This window comes from Janthinobacterium sp. RA13, from assembly GCF_000745325.1.
GTDB lineage: Bacteria > Pseudomonadota > Gammaproteobacteria > Burkholderiales > Burkholderiaceae_D > Janthinobacterium > Janthinobacterium rivuli.
Genome location: NZ_JQNP01000001.1, coordinates 3,372,327 through 3,387,920 on the forward strand (window position 1 = coordinate 3,372,327; position 15,594 = coordinate 3,387,920).

Consider the following 15,594-nt stretch of genomic DNA (forward strand, 5'->3'; position numbering starts at 1 on the left):
CTTTCAAGGCACGATTATCATGACGACGACTTCACAGAACGACATCCTGTTTGCCCGCGCACAAAAAACCACGCCAGGCGGCGTCAATTCGCCCGTGCGCGCCTTCCGCTCCGTCGGCGGCACGCCGCGCTTCATCACGCGCGCCGAAGGCCCCTACTTCTGGGACGCGGATGGCAAGCGCTATATCGACTACATCGGTTCCTGGGGCCCGGCCATCGTCGGCCACGCCCACCCGGAAGTGGTGAAAGCGGTGCAGGATGCGGCCGCGCTTGGCCTGTCGTTCGGCGCGCCGACGGAAGGCGAAGTGCTGATGGCCGAGGAAATCACGCGCCTGGTGCCGTCGATCGAGCAGGTGCGCCTGGTGTCGTCGGGCACGGAAGCGACCATGAGCGCCCTGCGCCTCGCGCGCGGCGCCACGGGACGCGACAAGATCGTCAAGTTCGAAGGCTGCTACCACGGCCACGCCGATTCGCTGCTGGTGAAAGCGGGCAGCGGCTTGCTCACCTTCGGCAACCCGACATCGGCCGGCGTGCCGGAAGATTTTGTGAAACACACTCTGGTGCTCGACTATAACAACGTGGAGCAGCTGAAAGACGCCTTCGACAGCTTCGGCGCGGACATCGCCTGCGTCATCGTCGAACCGGTGGCCGGCAACATGAACCTGGTGAAAGCCACGCCGGAGTTCCTGCAGGCGATGCGCGAGCTGTGCACGCAGCACGGCGCCCTGCTCATTTTCGATGAAGTCATGTGCGGCTTGCGCGTGGCTCTGGGCGGCGCGCAGGCGCTGTACGGCATCAAGCCGGACCTGACGGCCCTGGGCAAGGTGATCGGCGGCGGCATGCCGGTGGCGGCCTTCGGCGGCAGCGCGGCGCTGATGCACAACATGGCGCCGCTGGGCGCCGTCTACCAGGCCGGCACCCTGTCGGGCAACCCGGTCGCCGTGGCGGCCGGCATGGCCACCTTGAAACTGATCCAGCAGCCGGGCTTCTACGAGCAGCTGGGCGCCACGGCCAAGCGCCTGGCCGAAGGCCTGACCGCCGCCGCCAAAGAGGCCGGCGTGGTCTTCTGCGCCGACTACATCGGCGGCATGTTCGGCATCTATTTCAGCGCCACGCCGCCGACCAGCTACGCGGAAATGATGGCGGGCGACCGCAGCAAGTTCAACGCCTTCTTCCACGCCATGCTGGACGAAGGCGTATACTTCGCGCCCGCCGCCTTCGAAGCGGGCTTCGTCTCGGCGCAGCACGATGACGCCGTCATCGACGCCACCATCGCCGCCGCGCGCAAGGTGTTTGCCAAACTGGCCTAAGCGTTTTACACGGCCGCGGTGTCCATCACCGCGGCCACCAGCGCCGGCAGCCTGGCCATGTCATTGAACACAAGAAGCGCGCCGGCCGCCTTCAGGCGCGCTTCCTGGCCGGCGGCAATATGCCCGCCGCCGATAAAGCCCAAGACCGTCATGCCTGCCGCCACGGCAGCCGTCACGCCCGTGACGCTGTCTTCCAGCACCAGGCACTGGCCCGGTGGCACGCCGAAAGCGGCCGCCGCCGCCAGGTAGACGCCCGGATGCGGCTTGGCATGGCCCACCAGGTCGGGCGTAAATACGCGCTTGTCGAACAGCGGCGCCATGCCAGTGCGCTCGAGCGCCGACAGCACGCGCGCGCTGACGCTGTTCGAGGCGACGGCCTTCGGCAGGGGAATGGCGGCCAGCGCTTGCGCCACGCCGGGCACGGCGCGCAGCTGCGCGTCGCAGGCCGCATCGACCGCGTTGCCGATGGCCATGATGTCATCGGCCGGCAATTGCGGCAAGCCCAGCTCCTTGTAGATATCCTGCATCAGCGGCACCAGGCGCTGACCCAGGCGCGGCTCGATCAAACCTTGCAGGGTGATGCCCTCGGGCAGGTTCTGCAGGCGCGGCCCCAGCAATTCCAGCAGCGCTTGCAGGGCCACGGCTTCGCTATCGATCAGCACGCCATCGCAGTCGCTGATCAGGTGGGTGAAGCGCGGTGGGGTAGTGGCGGTATCAGGCATGGACTCTCCAGAAGGCAACAGTGACGGGAAATGCGGCGGCCAGCCAGCCAAGGCTGGCATCGCAACGATCATAGGTGGAACAGGCGGACGCTACCACGCAGAAAACGTCTGAATGACGATACTTTTCTGCCACAGGCAGCCAGCGGGGGAAAGAATCGGGCGCCAGGCAGGCGGCGACGAACAAATACCAATTCAATACCACGCAATACCAGTGATTATCGCTGATTTTTGAAATTGCTGCGTTCGTCTTGAAACCGGGACGCGGAAGCGCCCCGGCGATGCTGCGCTGCGGCTTATTTCAGCCAGCCACGGTGGCGGAAATACAGGAAGGGCGCGATGGCGCTGGTGATCATCAAGCCCCAGGCCCATGGATAGCCGAACGACCATTCCAGTTCCGGCATCAGCTTGAAGTTCATGCCGTACACACTGGCGATCAGGGTCGGCGGCAGGAAGGCCACACTGGCCACCGAGAAGATCTTGATGATCTTGTTCTGGTTGATGTTGATGAAACCGACGGTGGCATCCATCAGGAAGTTGATCTTGTCGAACAGGAAAGAGGTGTGACCGTCCAGCGATTCGATGTCGCGCAAAATCTGCCGCGCTTCCTCGAACTGCTCGGAATTGAGCAACCTGCCGCGCATCAGGAAGCTCACGGCGCGGCGCGTATCCATCATGTTGCGGCGGATACGGCCATTCAAATCTTCCTCGTGGGCAATGGCATTCAGCGCTTCGGCCGCGTGCGCATCGGTAAATTCCTTTTGCAGCACGCGCGTGCTGACTTCTTCCAGGTTCTGGTAGATGCCTTCGAGCACGTCGGCCGAATACTCGGCATCGGTGGCGTACAGGTCGAGCAGCACGTCCATGTAGTCGGCAATCGAGCCGGGCCGCGAGCGGGCGCGCATGCGCACCAGGCGGAACACGGGCAAGTCGTCCGTATGCATGGAAAACAAAATCTTGCGGGCCAGGATGAAGGCCACGGTGATGACGCGCGACGGGCCGTCGTCCTCTTCACGCAGGAAATCCGTGCGCAGGTGCAAGTCGCCGTTTTCCGCTTCGTAATAGCGGGCCGACGCTTCAATATCCTTGACTTCGTCTTCGCCCGGCAGGGTGACGTTGTAGATGGCCTTGACCCAGGCCCGTTCATCATCGGTGGGGTCGGTCAGGTCGACCCACACCGGTTCGGCATTTTCGAGGTCTGCGCGGCTGTCGATCGGCACCTGGTTGAGCCGGCCATTCTGTAATACAAAGACATTGATCATGCGCGCTCTCAGCCGGATGTGGGGTTATCGTGATGTGCTGGCGCTGGCGCCAAAAATGAAAACAGCGCAAGTGTACCCGCAAAGGCCTTTTCACGACCACCCCCGGCACCGCTTTTTCACGGAAAAAGTGCGGCGTTGCACCAAGCGGGGCCGATTAAGATGCTGCGTCGCAATAGTGCCAATCAGGCAGCTTTAATTTTATGCAAAGAAAGCCAGCTGCCCTCAAGGCAATTCCGCCGCCCCCATGCGGCGCAGGATCACGCCCGTGCGCCGGTTCAGGTAACCCGTATCGCGGTGACGGTCATAAAAACGGGGATTCGGCAGCATCACGGCCAGTTTCGCCGCCTGTCCCGCGCTCAGGCCCGCCGCGCTGACCCGGTAATAGTGGCGCGCGGCCGCTTCGGCGCCAAAGGTGCCCGTGCCAAACTCCACCACGTTCAGATAAATCTCGAAAATGCGCTGCTTTTCCATCAGGTTTTCCAGCATGTACGTGATGATCAGTTCCTGGCCCTTGCGCACATAGCTGCGCGAACCGGACAGGAACAGATTCTTCGCCAACTGCTGCGTGATGGTGGAGCCGCCCGCCACGACCTTCTGCTTCTTGCTGTTTTTTTCATATGCCTTTTGCAAGGCTTCCCAGTCCACGCCTTCGTGCTCGGAGAAATTCGCGTCTTCCGAAGCGATGATGGCGCGTTTCAAATTGTTCGAGATGCGGTTGTACGGCACCCACGTCTGCTTGATGGTGGCCTTGGGATTCTTGTCCTGCAAGACCGACAACTGTTCCCGCATGAAAGCCGTGCTGGACGGGTTATGGTCGACCCACCACCAGATTTGCAGGAAGAAATACAGTTGCACGACGATAAAGGCCAGCACGGGGACGATGAACAGCCACTTGATCCAGCCGTAGCGGTTGCCGCTTTTGCGGGCGCCCTTCTTGCCGGCGCTCACAGGGCACTGCGCAGCTGCGCCAGCAAGTCCTGCGTCTGCGGACGCACGCCGCGCCACACGTAAAACGCTTCAGCCGCCTGCTCCACCAGCATGCCCAAGCCGTCGCGCACCCGCGCGCCATGCTGCGCGGCAAAGTCCATGAAGACGGTGGGCTGGGCGCCGTACATCATGTCCAGCGCCAGCGTATGGCTGCCGAAAATTCCAGGCGGCACGGGCGGCAAGTCGCCCGCCAGGCTGGCCGAGGTGGCGTTGATGACGATATCGAAGACGCCATCGGGCTGCGCGAAACCGCCGGCGCGCAGCTGGCCGGGGTGCGCCAGCGCGTCGGCAAACTGCGCTACCAGCGCCTCGGCCGTGGTCACGGTGCGGTTGGCAATGAAGATTTCCTGCGGTCCCTGTTCCAGCAAGGGCAGCACGACGCCACGCGCGGCGCCGCCCGCTCCCAGCAGCAGGACGCGCTTGCCGGCGACCTTCACGCCCGCGTTGCGCACGATGTCCGCCACCAGGCCCGTGCCATCGGTATTGTCGCCAAGAATGGTGTCACCATCGAAACGCAGGGTATTGACGGCGCCGGCGGCCTTAGCCCGCGGCGTCAGCTCGGTGGCCAGCGCGCACGCGTCCAGTTTGAAGGGCACGGTCACGTTCGCGCCCTTGCCACCCTCGGCGGCAAACGTGCGGGCCGCCAGGGCAAAGCCATCGAGCGGCGCCAGCCGGCGCTCATAGACCAACGCTTGCCCTGTCTGCAGGGCAAACGCGGCGTGGATCAATGGGGACTTGCTGTGGGCGATGGGGTTGCCGAAGACGCAATATTGATCGTAATTCATTGCTTGCTTGTTCAATTGCTGCCGCCAGTCAGGTTAGCTTCCATTTTTTCTTCGCGCGTAAATTTGAAGCGGGTGATGACGACCCACAAGTCATCCTTATCGCTCGACAACATATTCGGTGGGAAACGGCCAAACGGCGCCGCGCGGCGCACGATGGCCAGGGCCGCCGCATCGAGTGCCGGATTGCCCGAGCTTTTTTCCACGCGGGCGCCGCCCTCTTTCTGGTAAATCGTGCCGTCCTGGAAGATGGGAATATAGACGACCAGTTCGCCATACATCTTGCGGCCATTCTTTTGCGGGAAATTCAGGGTACCGATTTCCTCGATGCGCTTTTGCAGGGTCTTGTAATACATGGCATAGCCGACCTCCTGCGTGCTGGGCGTAATGAACGTCTTGCGCGGACGTTTATTTTGATCTTCCACGGTCTGGCTGATTTCGGCCGCCATGCGGGCGATGGCCTTGCTGCTTTCCATCAAGTCCGAGCCGGTGGCCAGCGGATTGGGCTTGTCCTTTTCCGTGACGGGCGCGGCGCTGTAAGGCGTCGGCCTGGCCGCCTGCGTCAGCAGTTCCTGCTGCTTCTGCTCCAGCTCGGCAATACGCCGGGCGCTGGCCTTGACGCTGTCGCCCTCTTCCACCTTGCGCATGTCGGGCAAGGGCGACTTGGCGCGACCCTTGTCGGCCTGTCCACCGCCATCGAGGTTGGCTTGCGCCAGGGCATCGGCCTTCAACGGCTTGTTCGCATGCTTGGCGTTGACCAGGATCACTTCCAGGCCAGGATCGGTGGCGACGGCCCGCTGCGGGGCCGGGGCGACAAAATGCATCGCCAGCAAGGCGCCGTGGGCCAGCAGCGATACCGCCACGGCTATCATCAGGAAACGATTCTCTCGGAAAGACTTCACGCGCAACCCAGTTCGCAACAAGCACACCATACAAGATGGCTGAATTCTACGTCAAAGGGCGGTGCCGGCAACAGTTTTCAGCACCGCCTTGATGGCGTGAGGAATGCCTTACTTGACCTCGGGCTCGCTGACCACGTCTTCGCTGGCCAGTTCCGCCACTTCCGCCTCGGCGTCGCCGACCTGGTTGGCCGCTTCCGGCGCCACGTCGCCCTCGTCGTCGCCTGCGTCGCCCGCTTCTTCTTCGTAGTCCAGCTCGGCATCGGCCGCCGCATCGGGCACGGCGGCGATTTCCAGCAGGCGCGCTTCGATGCTCAGGTCGACTTCATCCCAGCGCAGCAAGTCCAGTTTCACCTGGGCACCGCGCGCCACCGATGGCATGCCCGGCAGCTTGATGACCAGCGGAATGTCGACCAGGCGCAAGATCTCGTCTTTCAACACGACGGCGTCGACCTGGCGCGCGTTTTCCTGGTGCAGCCAGCGCAAGCACCAATAGCGTTCCATGTTCGACTGGAAATCGCCATACGCGGCATACGCGGCGTCGAACGCCGAGACGATGGCGAACAGATTCGCGTCGCGCGGCTTGAACGGGGCCACCAGCGGCGCCGTCACGCCGTGTTCGGCGCAGGCGATGATTTGCCACTGGTTGACCAAGTCCGTGTAGCGGCGCAAAGGCGAAGTGCTCCACGCGTATTGATCCACGCCCAGGCCCTGGTGCGGCGCCGCATGGGTAACCATGCGCACCTGCATCTTTGCCGCCCAGCTATTGCCGCTGCCGCCGCCCTGGCTGCGGTAGATGCCCGGCACGCCATGGTCGTGCAGCATCTTGCCCCAGGTGCTGTTGGCAAAAATCATCAGTTCGGCGACGATCTTGTCGAGCGGCGCGCCACGCTTGCGGCGCGCCACGGTGACGATGTCGTTTTCCACATAGAAATTGAAATCGACACGGTTATTCTGTTCCGGCTTCAGGCCAAACGCTTCGCGTTTCTTCATGCGGCCTTGTTCCAGTTGCTGCGCCCATTGCCACAGCACGGCAAAATCGGCCTTGTGCGGATACTCGCCCTCACCGCTGGCCAGGGTTTCCTCGTTGACCAGATCGTCTAACTGGTTATGGCGCAAATTGCTGGCAATCGGCACCAGCTCGGCGCGCGTCTGCGTGCTGACCACGGCCCAGTCGGCTTTCGGGTCGAGGGTCGCGTACAGCGACAGGGCCGGGCACGTCGTGCCTTCCGCCAGGGTAAACGCGTTGACGATTTCGTCGGGCAGCATGGTGATCTTGTCGCCCGGCATGTAGACGGTCGACATGCGCTGGCGCGCCATCTTGTCGATCACGTCTTCCGGACGGATGCCCAGGCCCGGCGCGGCGATGTGGATGCCCACTTTCACGGTGCCATCGGGCAAGGGCTGCACGGAGAAGGCATCGTCGATCTCGGTCGTCGTCACGTCGTCGATCGAGAAGGCGGCCACATCGGCCAGCGGCAGCTTGGCCGTCACGGAAGGCACGGGCACGTTCGGGAAACCGGCGCCTTTCGGGAAGTTTTCAAACAGGAACTTCGACAGGTGCAAGTCTTTCGGCGAAGCAATACCGCCGACGGCCAGCATCAGGCGCGGCGGCGTCGTGTGCAATTCCGTGCACGCCGCTTCCAGCGCCTTGTATTCGATCGTGTTCTTGTCCGGCTTGAACAGCAGTTGCAGCACCATGGGCTGCATCGAGGCGGGCAAGCGGTTCTGCTTCAGCTCTTCCACATAGCCTGCCTGCACCAGCGCCTGCTGCTTTTTCTTTTCGATGCCGGCCAGGGCCGCCTTCAGCGAGGCTTCCGGCGCCGCCTTGTAGCGGCCACGGCCCTTCTTGTAAAAATACACGGGCGCCGAATGCAGGGCCAGGATCAGGCCGGCCGCTTCCGACGGCAACGGTGCATGGCCGAAATACTCGGCGCCCAGCTCGGCAAAGCCGAACTCGTCTTCGCCCGCCACTTCCCACAGGAAATCGAGGTCGATCTCGGCGGCAACGGCCTTGGCTTGCTCGAGCAACTCGGCCGGGGCCGGCTTTTCGTACTGCAGCAGCACATCCTTGACCTTGACCTTGGTGCGCTTGCCGCTGGCCATTTCGACCTGGTAGGCTTCACCCGCTTGCGACAGGACCGTGCCGACCTTGAAATCGCCGGATTCTTCAAAAAATAGATTCATTGTTATGCTTTGTTTATTAATGTGTCGGTTGCAACGGTGCGAGTGACGGACGTCAACTCCAGCACCGCCGGCAAAAATACTTCGGTTACCAGCAGCAAGCCCTGGTGACGCTGATACAGGCAGCGGCGGGCAAAAAACAGCGCCTGCTCGTCGGCGCGCCGCCCTTCCCATGCCAGCGCCGCCTGCGCCCGCTGTACCAGCGGGTGCCCGGCGCGCAAGCGGGCAAATTCCAGTGCACCGCGGCGTACCATGCGGTCGCCAAACAGGGTCGTGCCCAGCGAACGTTCGCCCAGCGCGGAAAACAATGGCCAGTCCGTGGCCGTCGCCTGCATGGGCACGACGGTATGGCCAAACACGGCCGGCTTGTCATCACAACGCAACAGCACTTCGCGTTCCCACACCCTGCCCGCGCGGTGCAAACCGATGATGGCAGCCTCGTCGCTCAAGCAACGTGCCGTTTCCTGATGCAAACATTGCACGCGAAATGCCTGGCTATGCGCTTTCAGCTTGGCCGTCAGCGACCCGCCACCCGTGAGCCAATGGCGCAAGGCCGCCGGCGCATTGACGGCATTCACGTGCGCATGCCATTGCGCCTGCCGCAGCGAACCCGGCCTCACTTGGCGGCATCCGCATCGATGCCGCAAAAGGCCAGCACGGGCGCCAGATAATCGGCAAATTCGCTGATGCCATGGTCGCTGCCATCGATGACCAACTGCCGCGCCCCCTGATAATGCGCCACCATGTCGCGGTAGTCGAGCACTTCATCGCCCGTGGCGGCAATCAGGAAATAGCGTTGCGGCTCAGTAATTGTCTCTACGGCAAACGCGCGCAGCTCATCAATGTACTCGCGCTTGAACTCGAATGGCTTGTCCGAATGGAACTCAGTCGTCACGCCCACATGCTGTTCCAGGTCGATCAAGGGCACGATGGCGGGGTTGAGCAAGACGGCGCGGCAACCGAGTTGCTCGGCCAGCCAGGTGGCGTAATAGCCACCCAACGAGGAGCCGATTATCGTCAGCTCAGCCGGCGCCACGTCCTTGACCAGCGACAAGGCCAGTGCTATGGCCAGCTTGGGCGAGGCCGGCAATTGCGGGCACAGCCACTGTGCTTCACGGCCCAGCGCCTGCATCTGCGCGGCCAGCAGGCGCGACTTCATCGACAGGGGCGACGAGCGAAATCCATGCAGGTACAGAATCATCGGCCCAGGGCCTCCAGCAATTTCTGGTGCACGCCGCCAAAGCCGCCGTTGCTCATGACCACGATCTGGTCGCCGGGACGGGCGCTGGCAGCCACGGCCGCCACCAGGGTGTCGATGTCTTCGTAGGCGCTGGCAATCTTGCCCAGCGGCGCCAGCGCGTCGCCCAGGCTCCAGCCCAGCGCGGCATGGCTGCCGAAACCGAAGACCAGGTCGGCATCCTTGAGGCTGCCTGGCAGCGCATCTTTCATGGCGCCCAGTTTCATGGTGTTCGAACGCGGTTCCAGCACGGCCAGGATGCGGCCGCTGCCGCCTATCTTCTGGCGCAGGCCGCCCACGGTGGTGGCAATGGCCGTCGGGTGGTGGGCGAAATCGTCGTACACGGTGATGGCGTTGACCACGCCGCGCACTTCCATGCGGCGCTTGACGCTCTCGAAGCTGGCCAGCGAAGCGCACGCCTGGGCAATCGGCACGCCCACGTGGCGCGCGGCGGCGATGGCCGCCAGCGCATTGCTGCGGTTGTGCTTGCCCGTGAGCGCCCACGCCACGTGGCCTTCCTGCTGGCTATTGAAGAACACGTCGAAGCTGCCATCGGCCTGCTCTTGCAGTTGCCAGTTAGCATCTTGACCAAAACTTTCCTTTTCACTCCAGCAACCGCGCGCCAGCACGCGCTGCAGCGACGCTTCGTCGCCGTTGAAGACGAGACGGCCAATGCCGGGCACCGTGCGCACCAGATGGTGGAATTGCGTCTCGATCGCGTGCAGATCGGGGAAGATGTCGGCGTGATCATATTCCAGGTTATTCATGATGGCCGTCTTCGCGTGGTAATGCACGAACTTGCTGCGCTTGTCGAAGAAGGCCGTGTCGTACTCATCGGCTTCGATGACGAAGAAGTCCGACTCGGCACTCTTGCCGTCGATCTTGCCGGACAGGCGGGCGGAAATGCCAAAGTTCATCGGCACGCCGCCGATCAGGAAGCCCGGCGCGTAGCCCGCGTCTTCGAGTATCCAGGCCAGCATGGCTGATGTTGTCGTCTTGCCATGCGTGCCGGCCACGGCCAGTACCCACCGATTGCGCAAGATGTGTTCCCCGATCCATTGCGGGCCGGACACGTATGGCAAGCTGCGGTTGAGGATCTCTTCCACCAGCGGGTTGCCGCGCGAGACCACATTGCCAATCACATACAAATCCGGGTTCAGCTTGGTCTGTTCCGGATCGAAACCCTGGATCAGTTCGATTCCCTGCGATTCCAGCTGGGTGCTCATCGGCGGATATACGTTGGCATCGCAACCGGTGACTTTATGGCCGGCTTCCTTGGCCAGGACAGCCAGGCCGCCCATGAAGGTACCGCAAATGCCGAGAATATGAATATGCATGTGATCAGTGCGAAAGGCGCACGCTTAAGTAAGTAAGACGGTGAGATAAAAAACAGCAAGTGCAGGATTTTACCTGACGCCATGACTTTTTCCGCTTCGGAGTATCATCTCGCTCATGACGAACGATGCATTTGACGATAGCGCGCAGTTGCGCCTGGAAATCGCCGCCGCTGCCGCGCGCCTCGTGGCGCAGGATGGCGCCGACTATGGCAGCGCCAAGCGCAAGGCGGCGCGGCAAGTCCTCGGCGACGCGCCGAACCGGCCCAATATACTTCCCGACAACGACATGATCGAAGAGCAGGTGCGGCAATACAATGCCCTGTTCCTGGCCGACAGCCAACCGGCCCGGCTGTTCCAGCTGCGCACGATCGCGCTGCAGGTGATGGAAGCGTTGCAACAATTTCATCCTCTGCTCAGCGGCCCCGTGCTCAATGGCACGGCCGGCCCCCACGACGAGATCTATCTGCAGCTGTTTGCCGAGAGCGCCAAGGATATCCACATCTTCCTGCTGAATAAAAATGTCGTGCTCGATATGTCGGAAAGCCCGCATTTCAAGGGAGCGCGTTATGATGCGGTCGAGACAGCCAGTTTCTTGTGGAAAAACGAAGGCGTGCACGCGGCCATGTATGAGCTCGACGATATGCGCGGCGCGTTGAAAGCCAAGGCGGACGGCAAGGTGCTGCGCACCGACATCGCCGGGCTGCGCAGCCTGCTGGCCGCCAGCCTCGCCGATGGCGTGCCGGCTGCCGACTAACATTGATATAGATAAAGTTATGACAAAAAAGAATTGGATCGCCTGCGCCATCGTGGCGCTGATGTTTGGCGGCATGGGCGCTTACGTCGGTTTGAGCAAGGAAAAAGCGAAAGAAGCGGCGAAAGAAGCGGGACCGCAGACGACCGCCATCGCACCAGGCGCGACGGGCCCCGTCAACGAACTGTATGCGCTGTCCCTGCCGGACGCGGCGGGCGCCACGCAAGCCTTGTCGCAATGGAAAGGCAAGAATGTGCTGGTGAATTTCTGGGCGCCGTGGTGCCCGCCGTGCGTTGAAGAAATGCCGGAGTTATCCGAAGTGCAAGGCCACTATGCGGGGAAAAACCTGCAGGTGATCGGTATCGGCATCGATTCAGCCAGCAATATTGCCACTTTTGCCAGCAAGGTCAAGATCGCCTATCCCGTGTATGTCTCCGGCATGAGCGGCACCGACCTGTCGCGTCATTTTGGCAATGCCACGGGCGGTTTGCCCTTTACGGTGCTGATCGGCGCCGATGGCGAAGTCAAAAAGACCTATCTGGGCCGCTTGAAATTTGATCAGTTGCGCGCCGATCTGGATAAATTGTAAATTCGGAGCGTGCTTTTTTCTCTTGCCAATGCGTATCTTTGGCGGCAAAATGCGGAACTTTCGCTAAAACGGTCTTCCATACATGGCAAAAAACCTCCTTCTGCTCAACGGTCCCAACCTGAATTTGCTGGGAACGCGCGAGCCTGAGGTCTACGGCGCCAGCACCTTGGCCGATATCGAGCAGGCAGCAATGGCGCAAGCCATGGCGGCCGGTGCCGACCTGGTCTGCTTTCAAAGCAACCATGAAGGCGCGCTGATCGACCGCATCCATGCCGCGCGAGCGGAAGGGATCGATGCCATCGTCATCAATCCGGGCGGCCTGACCCATACCAGCGTTGCCTTGCGCGATGCGCTGGCCGGGGTCGCCATCCCGTTCGTGGAAGTCCATATCTCGAATATTTATCAACGCGAAACGTTTCGACATCACTCATTTCTCAGCGCGATCGCGCAGGGGACGATCTGCGGCCTGGGTATCGATGGATATCGGTTTGCCATCGACTTTGCGCTTAAAAAACGTTAATCTACGCGATCTGCACGCATTTAGCGCGGCGATAGGTTCTTGGACATCACCGCATCACTCATAAAACAAACTACATTCCTAGGGGTTTTACATGGATCTACGAAAACTCAAGACCTTGATCGACCTGGTCGCCGAATCGGATATCGCAGAGCTGGAAGTTACCGAAGGCGAAAGCAAGGTTCGCATCGTCAAATCGTCGGCCATGCCGCAAAACCAGATGGTCATGATGCAGCCGCAAGGCATGCAAGCCCAGTACCAGCCAGCCGCGCCAGCCGCCGCCCCCGCTGCGGCAGCCGCCGTCGTGGTCGCCGCCGAGCCAACGGGCTATGTGGTCAAGTCGCCGATGGTCGGTACCTTCTACCGCTCCTCCGCTCCTGGCACCGCCGCCTATGTTGAAGTGGGCTCGACTGTCAAGGAAGGTGATACCCTGTGCATCATCGAAGCGATGAAGCTCCTGAATGAAATCGACTCCGATAAAGCCGGTGTCGTGACCCAGATTCTGGTCGAAAACGGCCAACCGGTCGAATTCGGTCAACCCTTGTTTGTGATCGGCTAAAACCCAGTCCACACGGCCGGCAACGGCCGTTTGCAGTTTTAGCCCCTCACACTTGTTGTTTCGCCGGCTCGCCGGCTCTCACAGACATACGCGAACCTACCATGTTTGAAAAAATCCTGATTGCCAACCGTGGTGAAATTGCCCTCCGTATTCAGCGCGCCTGCCGCGAAATGGGCATTAAAACGGTTGTAGTCCACTCCGAAGCCGACAAGGACGCGAAATACGTCAAGCTGGCCGACGAATCCGTTTGTATCGGCCCGGCACAGTCGTCCCTGAGCTACCTGAACATGCCCGCCATCATCAGCGCCGCTGAAGTAACGGATGCGCAAGCGATTCACCCAGGCTATGGCTTCCTGTCGGAAAATGCCGACTTTGCCGAACGCGTCGAGAAATCGGGCTTCGTCTTCATCGGCCCCCGCTCCGAATCGATCCGTTTGATGGGCGACAAAGTGTCGGCCAAGCAAACCATGATCAAGGCTGGCGTACCGTGCGTACCCGGCTCGGAAGGTGCGTTGCCGGACGATCCGAAAGCGATCGTGCAAATTGCCCGCAAGATCGGCTACCCGGTCATCATCAAGGCCGCCGGTGGCGGTGGCGGACGCGGCATGCGCGTGGTGCACACGGAAGCAGCCCTGATCAACGCCGTGGCGATGACCAAGACGGAAGCCGGCACGGCCTTCGGCAACCCTGAAGTGTATATGGAGAAATACCTGGAAAATCCGCGCCACGTGGAAATCCAGATCCTCGCCGACGAACACAAGAACGCCGTCTGGCTGGGCGAGCGCGACTGCTCCATGCAGCGCCGCCACCAGAAAGTGATCGAAGAAGCACCAGCGCCGGGCATCCCGCGCAAGCTCATCGAGAAAATTGGCGACCGTTGCGCCGAAGCTTGCCGCAAGATCGGCTACCGCGGCGCCGGCACGTTTGAATTCCTGTACGAAAACGGCGAGTTCTATTTCATTGAAATGAATACCCGCGTGCAAGTGGAGCATCCCGTCACCGAGATGATCACCGGCATCGACATCGTGCAAGAGCAGATCCGCATCGCCGCCGGCGAAAAACTGCGTTTCCGCCAGCGCGACGTCTTGCTGTCGGGCCACGCCATCGAGTGCCGCATCAACGCCGAAGACCCGTTCAAGTTCACGCCATCGCCAGGCAAGATCGTGTCGTGGCATGCACCGGGCGGCCCAGGCATCCGCGTCGATTCGCACGCTTACGCCGGCTACTACGTGCCGCCGCACTACGACTCGATGATCGGCAAAGTGATCGCTTACGGCGCCACGCGCGAGCAAGCGATCCGCCGCATGCAGATCGCCCTGTCCGAAATGGTGGTCGAAGGCATCAACACGAATATCGCCCTGCACCGCGAACTGATGATCGACGCGCGCTTCATCGAAGGCGGCACCAACATTCACTATCTGGAACAGAAACTGGCCGACATGCCGGACCTGGGCAAGAACCTGAATGGCGGCAGCCCAAGCATTGCCAAGAAATCCGAAATCAAGGCGGGCGCATGAGCTGGACGGAAATCGTCATCGAAATCGCCCGTGACAACGCCGAGGCCATGTCCGACGCGTTGATGGAAGCGGGCGCCCTGTCGGTGTCAGTGGAAGACGCCGATGAAGGCACGGATGCCGAGCAGCCCCTGTTTGGCGAGCCCGGCATGGAACCGAAGGAAGCGGCGTGGGAACGCAGCCGCGTGGTGGCGCTGACGGACGTCGACGCCGACCAGGCCGCCATCGTGGCCGCCGCCGCCCAGGCGGTCGGCATGGCGGAAGTACCTGCCTTCACCATGCGCCCCGTGGAAGAGCAGGACTGGGTGCGCCTGACACAATCGCAATTCGCGCCGATTCACATCGGCAAGAATATCTGGGTCGTGCCCAGCTGGCACGAGGCGCCGGATCCTGACGGCCTGATCCTGGAACTGGACCCTGGCCTGGCCTTCGGCACGGGCAGCCATCCGACCACGCGTTTGTGCATGGAATGGCTGGAAGCGAACCCCGCTCCAGGCAAGACCGTACTCGACTACGGTTGCGGTTCCGGCATCCTGGCCATGGTGGCCAAGAAGCTCGGCGCGCAAACGGTGGCCGGCGTCGACATCGACCCGCAGGCGATCGAATCGGCGCGCGACAATGCCGAACGCAACCAGTGCGACATCGAATATTTCTTGCCAGACACGTTTGCCACCTCGGCACACGCCACGGCCAAGTTTGACATCGTCGTCGCCAACATCCTGTCGAGCCCATTGAAGCTGATGGCGCCGATGCTGTCGGGCCGTGTCGCCGACGGCGGCGCGCTGATCCTGTCCGGCGTGCTGGCACGCCAGGCGGAAGAAGTGGCCGCTGCCTACGCCCCGTTCATCCAACTGGGTGTGTGGGCCGAGCAAGACGGCTGGGTGGCCCTGCATGGCCGCCTGGGCAGCACGCAAGCGCCTGCGCCCCGCGCGGAAGGTGCATAAGCAC

General features: G+C 61.9%; 16 protein-coding genes. 7 read left to right on the forward strand and 9 right to left on the reverse strand.

Annotation, left to right across the window (positions count from 1 at the left end; all coding sequences use genetic code 11):
• Positions 1-19 precede the first annotated feature (19 nt).
• A complete protein-coding gene (hemL, locus tag FG13_RS14980; protein WP_035822102.1) occupies positions 20-1,309 on the forward strand; it encodes a glutamate-1-semialdehyde 2,1-aminomutase in 1,290 nt (429 codons plus the stop codon).
• 5 nt (positions 1,310-1,314) lie between these two features.
• On the opposite strand, the gene FG13_RS14985 is transcribed toward hemL, so the two are convergent.
• The 9 genes from FG13_RS14985 to mpl form a co-directional block, all read right to left on the reverse strand.
• Positions 1,315-2,031 (reverse strand): HAD family hydrolase, encoded by a 717-nt coding sequence (locus tag FG13_RS14985; protein WP_035822105.1) that lies wholly within the window; start codon positions 2,029-2,031, stop codon positions 1,315-1,317.
• Positions 2,032-2,324: 293 nt separating this feature from the next.
• Positions 2,325-3,290, reverse strand: a complete 966-nt coding sequence (corA, locus tag FG13_RS14990) for a magnesium/cobalt transporter CorA (protein ID WP_034746658.1) — start codon at positions 3,288-3,290, stop codon at positions 2,325-2,327.
• 222 nt (positions 3,291-3,512) lie between these two features.
• Positions 3,513-4,238 (reverse strand): monofunctional biosynthetic peptidoglycan transglycosylase, encoded by a 726-nt coding sequence (mtgA, locus tag FG13_RS14995; RefSeq protein WP_035822107.1) that lies wholly within the window; start codon positions 4,236-4,238, stop codon positions 3,513-3,515.
• Positions 4,235-5,062, reverse strand: a complete 828-nt coding sequence (gene aroE / locus FG13_RS15000) for a shikimate dehydrogenase (protein WP_035822109.1) — start codon at positions 5,060-5,062, stop codon at positions 4,235-4,237. The genes mtgA and aroE overlap by 4 nt, the downstream gene beginning before the upstream one ends.
• An 11-nt stretch (positions 5,063-5,073) precedes the next feature.
• Positions 5,074-5,931 carry an energy transducer TonB family protein gene (locus FG13_RS15005; protein ID WP_034746649.1) on the reverse strand — a complete coding sequence of 286 codons (858 nt, stop codon included), beginning with the start codon at positions 5,929-5,931 and terminating at the stop codon, positions 5,074-5,076.
• Positions 5,932-6,069: 138 nt separating this feature from the next.
• Positions 6,070-8,145 (reverse strand): ribonuclease catalytic domain-containing protein, encoded by a 2,076-nt coding sequence (locus FG13_RS15010; RefSeq protein WP_035822110.1) that lies wholly within the window; start codon positions 8,143-8,145, stop codon positions 6,070-6,072.
• A gap of 2 nt (positions 8,146-8,147) precedes the next feature.
• Positions 8,148-8,762 carry a chorismate--pyruvate lyase family protein gene (locus FG13_RS15015; protein WP_035822111.1) on the reverse strand — a complete coding sequence of 205 codons (615 nt, stop codon included), beginning with the start codon at positions 8,760-8,762 and terminating at the stop codon, positions 8,148-8,150.
• On the reverse strand, positions 8,759-9,343 hold the full coding sequence (locus FG13_RS15020) for a YqiA/YcfP family alpha/beta fold hydrolase (protein WP_035822112.1): 585 nt from the start codon (positions 9,341-9,343) through the stop codon (positions 8,759-8,761). Before FG13_RS15020 ends, FG13_RS15015 begins: the two co-directional genes overlap by 4 nt.
• Entirely contained in the window at positions 9,340-10,716 is a 1,377-nt protein-coding gene (gene mpl, locus FG13_RS15025) for a UDP-N-acetylmuramate:L-alanyl-gamma-D-glutamyl-meso-diaminopimelate ligase (protein ID WP_081922590.1), read from the reverse strand. Before mpl ends, FG13_RS15020 begins: the two co-directional genes overlap by 4 nt.
• 115 nt (positions 10,717-10,831) lie before the next feature.
• Between mpl and FG13_RS15030 the strand changes: the two genes are divergently transcribed.
• From FG13_RS15030 to prmA, 6 genes are all read left to right on the forward strand, one after another.
• Positions 10,832-11,470: a hypothetical protein gene (locus FG13_RS15030; RefSeq protein WP_035822115.1), complete on the forward strand. Its 639-nt coding sequence runs from the start codon at positions 10,832-10,834 to the stop codon at positions 11,468-11,470.
• A gap of 19 nt (positions 11,471-11,489) precedes the next feature.
• Positions 11,490-12,056, forward strand: a complete 567-nt coding sequence (locus tag FG13_RS15035) for a TlpA family protein disulfide reductase (protein ID WP_035822117.1) — start codon at positions 11,490-11,492, stop codon at positions 12,054-12,056.
• A gap of 82 nt (positions 12,057-12,138) precedes the next feature.
• Positions 12,139-12,576: a type II 3-dehydroquinate dehydratase gene (gene aroQ / locus FG13_RS15040; protein WP_034746628.1), complete on the forward strand. Its 438-nt coding sequence runs from the start codon at positions 12,139-12,141 to the stop codon at positions 12,574-12,576.
• 91 nt (positions 12,577-12,667) lie between these two features.
• A complete protein-coding gene (gene accB / locus FG13_RS15045; RefSeq protein ID WP_035822119.1) occupies positions 12,668-13,132 on the forward strand; it encodes an acetyl-CoA carboxylase biotin carboxyl carrier protein in 465 nt (154 codons plus the stop codon).
• 101 nt (positions 13,133-13,233) lie between these two features.
• Positions 13,234-14,649: an acetyl-CoA carboxylase biotin carboxylase subunit gene (accC, locus tag FG13_RS15050; RefSeq protein ID WP_034746622.1), complete on the forward strand. Its 1,416-nt coding sequence runs from the start codon at positions 13,234-13,236 to the stop codon at positions 14,647-14,649.
• Positions 14,646-15,590, forward strand: a complete 945-nt coding sequence (prmA, locus tag FG13_RS15055) for a 50S ribosomal protein L11 methyltransferase (RefSeq protein ID WP_035822121.1) — start codon at positions 14,646-14,648, stop codon at positions 15,588-15,590. Before accC ends, prmA begins: the two co-directional genes overlap by 4 nt.
• Positions 15,591-15,594 lie beyond the last annotated feature (4 nt).

Bases quoted from the DNA above. Each gene is read 5' to 3' on its own strand.
- mpl (WP_081922590.1), bottom strand. From the start codon at position 10,716: ATGCATATTCATATTCTCGGCATTTGCGGTACCTTCATGGGCGGCCTG.
- accB (WP_035822119.1), top strand. From the start codon at position 12,668: ATGGATCTACGAAAACTCAAGACCTTGATCGACCTGGTCGCCGAATCG.
- accC (WP_034746622.1), top strand. From the start codon at position 13,234: ATGTTTGAAAAAATCCTGATTGCCAACCGTGGTGAAATTGCCCTCCGT.
- aroE (WP_035822109.1), bottom strand. From the start codon at position 5,062: ATGAATTACGATCAATATTGCGTCTTCGGCAACCCCATCGCCCACAGC.
- FG13_RS15030 (WP_035822115.1), top strand. From the start codon at position 10,832: ATGACGAACGATGCATTTGACGATAGCGCGCAGTTGCGCCTGGAAATC.
- FG13_RS15035 (WP_035822117.1), top strand. From the start codon at position 11,490: ATGACAAAAAAGAATTGGATCGCCTGCGCCATCGTGGCGCTGATGTTT.
- FG13_RS15010 (WP_035822110.1), bottom strand. From the start codon at position 8,145: ATGAATCTATTTTTTGAAGAATCCGGCGATTTCAAGGTCGGCACGGTC.
- aroQ (WP_034746628.1), top strand. From the start codon at position 12,139: ATGGCAAAAAACCTCCTTCTGCTCAACGGTCCCAACCTGAATTTGCTG.
- FG13_RS14985 (WP_035822105.1), bottom strand. From the start codon at position 2,031: ATGCCTGATACCGCCACTACCCCACCGCGCTTCACCCACCTGATCAGC.
- FG13_RS15005 (WP_034746649.1), bottom strand. From the start codon at position 5,931: ATGATAGCCGTGGCGGTATCGCTGCTGGCCCACGGCGCCTTGCTGGCG.
- hemL (WP_035822102.1), top strand. From the start codon at position 20: ATGACGACGACTTCACAGAACGACATCCTGTTTGCCCGCGCACAAAAA.
- prmA (WP_035822121.1), top strand. From the start codon at position 14,646: ATGAGCTGGACGGAAATCGTCATCGAAATCGCCCGTGACAACGCCGAG.
- FG13_RS15020 (WP_035822112.1), bottom strand. From the start codon at position 9,343: ATGATTCTGTACCTGCATGGATTTCGCTCGTCGCCCCTGTCGATGAAG.
- corA (WP_034746658.1), bottom strand. From the start codon at position 3,290: ATGATCAATGTCTTTGTATTACAGAATGGCCGGCTCAACCAGGTGCCG.